This window comes from Promicromonospora sp. NPDC060204, from assembly GCF_042728455.1.
Classification (GTDB): domain Bacteria; phylum Actinomycetota; class Actinomycetes; order Actinomycetales; family Cellulomonadaceae; genus Promicromonospora.
This window is the reverse complement of record NZ_JBHWZO010000261.1, coordinates 1-8,651: the sequence shown is the minus strand read 5'-3', so window position 1 is coordinate 8,651 and position 8,651 is coordinate 1. Positions and strand designations below refer to the sequence as shown.

General features: G+C 71.9%; 8 protein-coding genes. 5 read left to right on the top strand and 3 right to left on the bottom strand.

Going from position 1 to position 8,651, the window contains the following annotated elements:
- Window positions 1-37: 37 nt before the first annotated feature.
- The 3 genes from ACFWEJ_RS24190 to ACFWEJ_RS24180 all read right to left on the bottom strand — a co-directional run bounded on the left by ACFWEJ_RS24190 (window position 38) and on the right by ACFWEJ_RS24180 (window position 3,069).
- A complete protein-coding gene (locus ACFWEJ_RS24190) occupies window positions 38-550 on the bottom strand; it encodes a DUF664 domain-containing protein (protein WP_377231731.1) in 513 nt (170 codons plus the stop codon).
- Between the two features lie 114 nt (window positions 551-664).
- Entirely contained in the window at window positions 665-1,687 is a 1,023-nt protein-coding gene (locus ACFWEJ_RS24185) for an L-idonate 5-dehydrogenase (RefSeq protein WP_377231730.1), read from the bottom strand.
- Window positions 1,684-3,069, bottom strand: a complete 1,386-nt coding sequence (locus tag ACFWEJ_RS24180) for an MFS transporter (RefSeq protein WP_377231732.1) — start codon at window positions 3,067-3,069, stop codon at window positions 1,684-1,686. The genes ACFWEJ_RS24185 and ACFWEJ_RS24180 overlap by 4 nt, the downstream gene beginning before the upstream one ends.
- A 167-nt stretch (window positions 3,070-3,236) precedes the next feature.
- Between ACFWEJ_RS24180 and ACFWEJ_RS24175 the strand changes: the two genes are divergently transcribed.
- From ACFWEJ_RS24175 to ACFWEJ_RS24155, 5 genes are all read left to right on the top strand, one after another.
- On the top strand, window positions 3,237-3,947 hold the full coding sequence (locus tag ACFWEJ_RS24175) for a GntR family transcriptional regulator (RefSeq protein WP_377231729.1): 711 nt from the start codon (window positions 3,237-3,239) through the stop codon (window positions 3,945-3,947).
- Between the two features lie 110 nt (window positions 3,948-4,057).
- Complete coding sequence (locus ACFWEJ_RS24170) at window positions 4,058-4,753, top strand: ABC transporter ATP-binding protein (protein WP_377231728.1); 696 nt, start codon at window positions 4,058-4,060, stop codon at window positions 4,751-4,753.
- On the top strand, window positions 4,750-6,033 hold the full coding sequence (locus tag ACFWEJ_RS24165) for an ABC transporter permease (RefSeq protein ID WP_377231727.1): 1,284 nt from the start codon (window positions 4,750-4,752) through the stop codon (window positions 6,031-6,033). The genes ACFWEJ_RS24170 and ACFWEJ_RS24165 overlap by 4 nt, the downstream gene beginning before the upstream one ends.
- A gap of 117 nt (window positions 6,034-6,150) precedes the next feature.
- Window positions 6,151-6,873, top strand: a complete 723-nt coding sequence (locus ACFWEJ_RS24160; RefSeq protein WP_377231726.1) for a ZIP family metal transporter — start codon at window positions 6,151-6,153, stop codon at window positions 6,871-6,873.
- A 133-nt stretch (window positions 6,874-7,006) separates the two neighbouring features.
- Window positions 7,007-8,506: an arylsulfatase gene (locus tag ACFWEJ_RS24155; protein ID WP_377231725.1), complete on the top strand. Its 1,500-nt coding sequence runs from the start codon at window positions 7,007-7,009 to the stop codon at window positions 8,504-8,506.
- Window positions 8,507-8,651: the final 145 nt, after the last annotated feature.

The window sequence follows — 8,651 nt, the reverse complement described above, 5'->3', positions numbered from 1 at the left end:
GGTGTGGGGAGCGGCCGCCGGAGGAGCGGGGGGAGGTTCAGCGGCGGCGCAGCACGAGACCGCGCACGTACGACGCCTGACCAGCATGCTGCAGGTCGTCGTTCACGACGCTGACCAGCCGCACACCGAGCGTCACCGGTGGGTCCCACCGCGTGTCGACGATGCGGTCGAGGTCGTCGTCGGACAGCCGGTTCAGGTACCGCACCGTCTGGTCGTGCACGGCGTCGTGATACCCCGTCAGCAGGTCGCCGGAGGAGACCTGGACCGCGGCGACCTCGTCGGCGTCGTGCCGGTAGCCGGTCTCCTCGGCCGGGAAGGGCAGGCCGAACCGGCGGTCCCAGCCGTCGTCCGACCAGATCTGGCTGGTGCCCGCGGCGTCGGCGACGTGGTCGTCCTGGACCCGGGTCAGGTGCCAGACGAGCCACGCGACCGAGTTGGACCCGTCGTCGGGCCGGAAGGCGAGCTCGTCGGGGGACAGCCCCCGGACCGCGCCGTGCACCGTCTCCTTGATCCGGCCGAACGCGTCCACCAGCAGATCCGTACCCCGCATCGTTCCCCCTCAGGCCTCGACGTCGCGTGCGGTGCCACGATGCCACAGCGCCGCCGACGGCGGCTGCTCAGCCCCGCCGACGGCGCACGCTCAGCCCTCGTGGCCGGCGGCCGCTCAGCCCGCGAGCCGGATCATCACCTTGCTGCTGTCCCTGCCCGCGGCGGCCGCCAGCGCCGCGCCGGCCTCGTCGATGCCGAACCGATGGGTGATCACGCCGGACACGTCGAGCCCGTCGCGCAGCGCGGCGAGCGCGTCGCTGATCTCCTCGACGAACCGGTAGGCGCCGATCCACGTGATCTCGCGGGTCACGAGGTCGCCGAGCGCGGCGGGGGCCGCGGTGCCGGGCAGGTTGCCGACCTGCACGAGGGTGCCGCCGCGGGCCGTGGCCCGCAGCACGCCGCCGAGCGCCGCCGGGGCGCCGGAGGCCTCGAAGACGAGCTCGCTGTCGGGCGGCAGCACGTCGCCGCCCGCCACGTTGAGCACGTGGTCGGCGCCGAGCTCCTTGGCCACGGCCAAAGAGGTGTCGGAGACGTCGGCCGCGGTGACGGAGGCGGCACCCGCGTGCTTCGCGGCGGCCACGACGAGGCACCCGATCGGGCCCGCGCCGTTGACCACCACGTCGCGCCCGGTGACGGCGCCGGCCCGGCGTACCGCGTGCATCGCCACGGCGAGCGGCTCGGCCAGCGCGCCCAGCTCGGTGCCGACGCCGTCGGGCAGACGGCGGAGCTGGGCCGCGGGGACGGCCCGCAGCTCGCTGAACCCGCCGTCGGTCGGAGGGTCGAAGGCGGCCGACCCGAAGTACCGGACCTGCGAGTGCAGGTTGGTGCGCCCGGCCAGCCGGTCGGGCAGCACCGACCCGGGCGTGGCCTGCGCCGGGTGCACCGTGACCGCGGTGCCCGGCGCCCAGCCGGTGACACCCGGACCACTCGTGACCACCCGCCCGGCCACCTCGTGGCCCAGCACGAGCGGGCCGCGCAGCACGGCGGTGCCGGAGGCGCCGTTCTTCCAGTAGGCGACGTCGGACCCGCAGACGCCGCCCCACTCCATGGCCACGACGACCTCGCCGGGCCCGGCCACGGGGTCGGGGCGCTCCTCGACCCGCAGGTCGCCGGCGCCGTGGACGACGACGGCCCTCATGCCGCGTCCTCGAGCTGGACCAGGTCGCGGCCCTGGGTCTCCGGGGAGAGCCGCGCCGCCACCAGGGTGATCGTCGAGTAGACGATGAGCATCGCCGCGATGGGCCACCAGCTCTTGGTCGCCGCGGTCAGCGACGCGGCGATCACCGGCCCGATCGCGGTGGCGAGGATGCCGCCGATCTCCTTGGACAGGGCGAGCTGCGTGAACCGGGTGCGGGCGCCGAACAGCTCCGCCATCGTCACGCTCTCCAGGGCGAACAGGCCCAGCACGCCGAGGTTGAGGCCGGCGATCATGCCGAACAGCAGCGCGGCGGTGCTGCCGCTGGTGATGAGCAGCATCATCGGGAACGCGAACGCGATGGTCAGCAGGGACAGCGCGGTGTAGATGGCGCGCCGGCCGAACCGGTCGCCGAGCATGCCCACCAGGGGCACGGTCACGAAGCCCGCGATGGAGCCCCACATGATGGCCTCGGTGGGCAGCGCCCGGTCCATGGCCAGGCTGGTGGCGATGTAGCCGACCAGGAAGGTCTGCACCAGGCCGGAGTTGCCGGCCTGGCCGAACCGCAGGGCGAGGGCCAGGAAGAACGCCTTGCCCTTGCGCTGCGTCAGGGCGGCCTCCAGCACCGGTGCGGCCTCGGCCTCCTTGACCTCGGCGCGGGTCAGGGCCACGCCGTCGACGACGTCGGGCCGGGCCTCGAAGACCGGGCTCTCCTTGACGTTGCGGCGGATCCAGACGGCGAAGATCATCAGCACGAAGCTGAGCAGGAACGGCAGGCGCCAGCCCCAGGACAGGAGCTGCTCCTCGCTGAGCACGACCAGCAGCAGGGCCCACAGTGCTGAGGCCGCCAGGGTGCCGGAGTTGGTGCCGAGCGAGACCAGCGAGGCGACCAGGCCGCGCCGCTTGACGGGCGCGTACTCGGCGAGCATGACGGTGGCGCCCGCGATCTCGGCGCCTGCGCCGAAGCCCTGGATCAGCCGCAGCGCGACCAGGAGGATCGGCGCGGCGATCCCGATCATCTGGTAGGTCGGCAGCACGCCGATCAGCGTGGTCGAGACGCCCATGAGCGCGATGGTCAGGAACAGCACCTTGCGGCGTCCGATCCGGTCGCCCATGCGGCCGAAGTAGACGGCGCCCGCGAGCCGCGCCACGTACCCGACGCCGTAGGTGGCCATCGCGGCGATCAGGGCGATGGCGGGGCTGACCCCGGGGAAGAAGATCTGGTTGAAGACGATCGCGGCCGCCAGCGAGTAGAGCTGGAAGTCCATAAATTCCATCGCTGTACCGAGCCAGCCGGACACGGCGGCCCGGGTCAGGTCCTTGGTGGACCGGGTGACGGCGTTGCCCGGAGAGCTGCCCGGTGAGGTGTTGCCCGGTGAGGTCATAGCGGTGTCCGCCATGGGAGGTGCTCCTTGACTTCTTTGACTGACGTCGTTGTCCGAACGGCTGCGACGGCCGATGTGTGGCAGGCCTTGTATGTAAGCAGCGTCCACAAGTCTGTGTCAACCGTCGGTGGCATGGGAGCGGGCGTCTTCTCGTCTAGACTCCGGGCATGGGGCAAGCCTCGACCCGATCGAACCGGAGCGTCGTCTACGAGACGCTGCGGCGCAAGGTGCTCACGCTGGAGCTCGCCCCGGGGGCCTCCCTGTCGGAGAACGAGCTGGCCGCGGCCCTCGGCGTCAGCCGCACACCGGTGCGCGAGAGCCTGATCCTGCTCGGCGAGGAGGGCCTGGTCCGGGTCTTCCCCAAGGTCGGGTCCTTCGTGTCCCGGGTCGACGCCGAACGCGTCGCCGACGCGCAGTTCCTCCGCGAGGCGGTCGAGCTGGCCGCGTTCGACGACATCCCCGAGACGCTGGACGCCGACCTGCTCGCGGAGCTCCGGGCCAACCTGGAGCAGCAGCGCGAGCCCGGGCTCGACGTCGAGCGGTTCTTCGCGCTCGACGAGGCGTTCCACCACGGCCTGCTGCGGCTGAGCGGGCACGGCAGGGCCTGGTCGACGGTGGTGGCGGCCAAGGGACACCTGGACCGCGCGCGACGCCTCGGCCTGCACGAGACCAACGGCGTCGGCCGGTTCGTGGACGAGCACCATGCCATCCTCGACGCCGTGGTCGCCGGGGACATCTCCAGCGCCCGCGACAGCCTCCGGGCGCACCTGCGCGCCGTCTTCGACGACATCGAGAAGACCCGGCAGCGCTCGCCCGAGCTGTTCGCCGCGGACGACGGGACCGTGCCCGTGCGCCGCAGCATCGCCGTCTGGGAGTAGGCGGTACCAGGGGGGTACACAGGAGTCATCGCTGGGACGATTCGCCCGCGCCCGCCGTGGACCAGAGTCGGTCACGTCAAACATCCCCGGCACCACGAGAGGCGGCCGACGTGGCCTCCCCACTGATCTCCGTCCATGACCTGCGCAAGACCTACGGGTCCGGCCCCAGCGCCTTCGAGGCGCTCAAGGGCCTCGACCTGGACATCGCCCCGGGCGAGTCCCTGGCGATCGTCGGCAAGAGCGGCTCGGGCAAGTCGACCCTGATGCACCTGCTCGCCCTGCTCGACCGGCCCACCTCGGGCACCATCACCCTGGACGGCACCGACACGTCGCGGCTGTCCGCGCGGCAGCTCAACCACACCCGCAACAGCGCCTTCGGGTTCGTCTTCCAGCAGTTCTTCCTCAACGCCCAGGCCAGCGTGCTGGACAACGTGACGCTCCCGCTCAAGATCGCCGGGGTGGCGCGCAGCGAGCGCACCGCCCGCGGGATGGCGGCGCTGGCCCAGCTCGAGCTCGACGACAAGGCGGGCAACAAGGCCAACGACCTGTCCGGCGGGCAGAAGCAGCGGGTGGTCATCGCCCGGGCGCTGATCAACACGCCGCGCGTGATCTTCGCCGACGAGCCGACCGGCAACCTGGACACCGCCACGGGCGCCGTCGTCGAGGACATCCTCTTCGACCTGAACCGGCGCCAGGGCATCAACCTGGTGGTCGTCACGCACGACGAGGAGCTCGCCGCCCGCTGCGACCGCAGCGTCTACATCCGCGACGGCCTGGTCGCCGAGCACGCGGAGGTGGCGGCATGAGGGCCCTCGACGTCGTCACCACGGCGTTCCGCAACGCGTTCCGGTCCCGGCTGCGGACCAGCCTGACCGTCCTGGCCATCTTCATCGGCGCGTTCACGCTGTCGGTGACCAACGGCCTCGGCACCGGCATCAACCGGTACATCGACGACACGGTGGCCTCGGTGGGCGTCGACGACGTCATGACCGTCACCGCGACGAACGAGGACGCGCCGACCGACGGCGGCCCCGCCGAGTACGACCCCGACCAGATCGCCGTCGAGGGTCCGCCGGGGGCCACGGCGACCGCCCTGACCGACGACGACATCGACACGATCGCCGGCATCGACGGCGTCCTGTCCGTCGAGCCGGTCAAGAACGTCACCACCGACTACGTCCAGCACGACGGCGGCGACAAGTTCCAGCTCTCGATCTCCCAGTTCGTGCCGGGGATGAAGGTCGAGCTCGCGTCCGGCACCCAGGTCGACCTCGACGCCGCCGACCCGCAGGTCGTGCTGCCCGAGAGCTACCTCGAGCCGCTGGGCCTCGGCACCGCGGCCGACGCCGTCGGGCAGATCGTCGTGCTGGCCGTCACCGACGGCACCGGCACGCAGGTGACCACCGAGGCGGACGTCGTCGGCATCGCCGAGCCCGGCGTGATCAGCATGGCCGGCGCGATCCCCAACGACACGCTCGCCGAGAAGCTCTACGACCTGCAGACCACGGGGGCGCCGGAGGCGGAGACCACGCGGTACGCCCAGGCGTCCGTCTCGTTCGACGCCGCCGCGGGCGACGAGGCGACCCAGGGCCTCCAGGACCGGCTGGAGGACGCCGGCTACACCGCCAGCACCCTGGAGGACCAGCTCGGCACCATCACCTCCGTGATCGACGCCATCGTGCTCGTGCTCAACGGGTTCGCGGTGATCGCCCTGGTCGCGGCCGCCATCGGCATCGTCAACACCCTCTTCATGGCGGTGCAGGAGCGCACCCGCGAGGTGGGGCTCATGAAGGCGATGGGGCTGTCCAGCCCGCGCGTCTTCGCCCTGTTCAGCATCGAGGCGGTGGTCATCGGCCTGGTCGGCAGCGCCCTGGGCGTGCTCGCGGCGATCGGCGTCGGGCAGCTCGTGGGCGGGATCTCCGGGGACCTCCTGGCGAACCTCCCGGGGCTCACGCTCATCGCGTTCGACCCGGTGACGGTCGCGGCCGTGGTGCTCGGGGTCATGGCCATCGCGTTCCTCGCCGGCACGCTGCCCGCCCTGCGGGCCGCCCGGCAGGACCCGATCTCCTCGCTGCGGTACGAGTGAGTGACCGGACGCCTCCTTCGCCGCGCGGCGGAGGAGGCGTCCGGCTACTTTTCAGTGCATGAACCAGTCGGACGACGGCGGCGTCCTGACCGGCCCGATGCTCCTGACGGCGCCCCGATGCTCGTAGCCGCGCTGTGGGGCGCGGTCGGCGCGGCGGCGCTGGTCGTCGGCGCCCTCGTCGCCTACGCCGGGGCGCCCAGCCGCCGGTTCATCGCCGTCGTCATGGCGCTCGGCGCCGGCCTGCTCATCGGCTCGGTCTCCTTCGAGCTGGTCGACGAGGCGGTCAAGACCGCGTCGGTCGGCCTCGTGGGGCTGCTCACGCTGCTGGGCGCCGCCACGTTCACCGTGGGGGACTGGTGGCTGGGGCGCAAGGGCGGCGGCGGGCGCAAGGACGCGGACGGCGCCCAGGCGGACGGGAACCCGCTCGCCATCGTCTTCGGCTCGGTGCTCGACGGCGTCCCGGAGTCGTTCGTGCTGGGCCTGACTGTGCTGCAGGGCGACGTGAGCGTCGCCCTGCTGGCGGGCATCGTCCTGAGCAACTTCCCGGAGGGCCTGTCGTCCTCCAGCGGGCTGCGCGCCACGGGCTGGGCCCGGTCGCGGGTGCTGTGGATGTGGTCCGTCGTCGTGCTGGTCTCGGCGGTGAGCGCCGCGCTCGGCTACCTGCTGCTCGACCCGGCCACCGGGCGCACCGGGGCGGCCGCCCAGGGCTTCGCGGCGGGCGCGCTGCTCGCGATGGTCTCGAACACCCTCCTGCCCGAGTCGTACAAGGTCGAGGGCGTGGCGACCGGCTCCCTGGTGGCGATCGGTTTCGCCGTGTCCCTGATGCTGTCCGCGCTCTGACCGTCTGCGCTCTGGCCGTCCGCGCTCTGCCGCAGCTCACCCGTTCTGGGGGAGCCCGGCCGGACACGCCGCGGCAAGCATGGGGGCACCCGAGCAGACCTGCGGCCTGTGCCGCCGAGCCGTAGGAGGCAGCGTGGCCGACACACCGAACATCCTCGTGATCTGGGGCGACGACATCGGGATCACCAACATCAGCGCCTACTCCGACGGCGTGATGGGGTACCGCACCCAGAACATCGACCGCATCGCGGACGAGGGCGCGCGGTTCACCGACTACTACGGCGAGCAGAGCTGCACCGCCGGCCGCGCAGCGTTCATCACCGGGCAGAACCCGTACCGCACGGGGCTCACGAAGGTGGGCATGCCGGGCGCGAAGCTCGGGCTCCAGGCCGAGGACCCCACGATCGCGACGGCGCTCAAGGAGCGGGGATACGCCACCGGCCAGTTCGGCAAGAACCACCTCGGCGACCGCGACGAGCACCTGCCGACCCAGCACGGCTTCGACGAGTTCTTCGGCAACCTGTACCACCTCAACGCCGAGGAGGAGCCGGAGCAGCGTGACTACCCGCGGCCGGAGGACTTCCCCGACTTCCGCGAGCGGTTCGGCCCGCGCGGTGTGCTCCATTGCTGGGCGAACGGGGACGGCACCCAGCGCATCGAGGACACCGGCCCCCTGACCCGTAAGCGCATGGAGACGGTCGACGAGGAGTTCCGGGACGCCGCGCTCGGCTTCATGCGCGACAAGGCGGCCGCCGACCAGCCGTTCTTCGTGTGGTTCAACTCGACGCACATGCACTTCCGCACCCACGGCAAGCCCGAGAGCAAGGGCCGGGCCGGGCGGTGGCAGTCGGAGTACCACGACACGATGCTCGACCACGACGACGTCGTGGGCAGCCTGCTGGACGAGCTCGACGCGCTCGGCATCGCGGAGAACACCATCGTCATCTACTCCACGGACAACGGCCCGCACATGAACAGCTGGCCGGACGCCGGGATGACGCCGTTCCGCAACGAGAAGAACTCCAACTGGGAGGGCGCCTACCGCGTGCCGGCGATGGTCCGCTGGCCGGGCCACATCCCGGCGGGCACGGTGCTCAACGGGCTCTTCAGCCACGCCGACTGGTTCGTCACGCTGCTGGCCGCGGCGGGGGAGCCGGTCATCGCGGACCGCCTGCGGGAGGGCACGGACCTCGGCGGCACGCGCTACAAGGTGCACCTCGACGGGCACGACCAGCTCGCCTACCTGACCGGGGAGAGCGAGAAGTCCGCGCGCGAGCACTTCTTCTACGTGTCCGACGACGGCGACCTGACCGCCCTGCGCTTCGACAACTGGAAGATGGTGTTCCTGGAGCAGCGCGCGGCCGGCACCCTCGACATCTGGCTGGAGCCCTACGTCCAGCTCCGGGCGCCGAAGATCTTCAACCTGCGGACCGACCCGTTCGAACGCGCGGACATCACGTCCAACACCTACTTCGACTGGATGCTGGACCACATCTACCTGGCGGTGCCCGCCCAGGCCTACGTCGCCCGGATGGTGGCGACGCTGGCCGAGTTCCCGGCTCGCCAGGAGCCGGCGTCGTTCAGCGTCGACCAGGTCCTCGCCAAGCTCAAGGCAGGTGCGGCGAGCGCATGACGGCGTACACCGACCACCCCCGCGTCGCCGGCGCCGCGCCCGCCGTCGGGCCGGACGCCGTCGGTCTGACCGCCGTCGGGCCGGACACCGTCCGGCTCGACGGCGGGGTGGTGCGGATGGGGTCCGACGACCACTACCCCGAGGA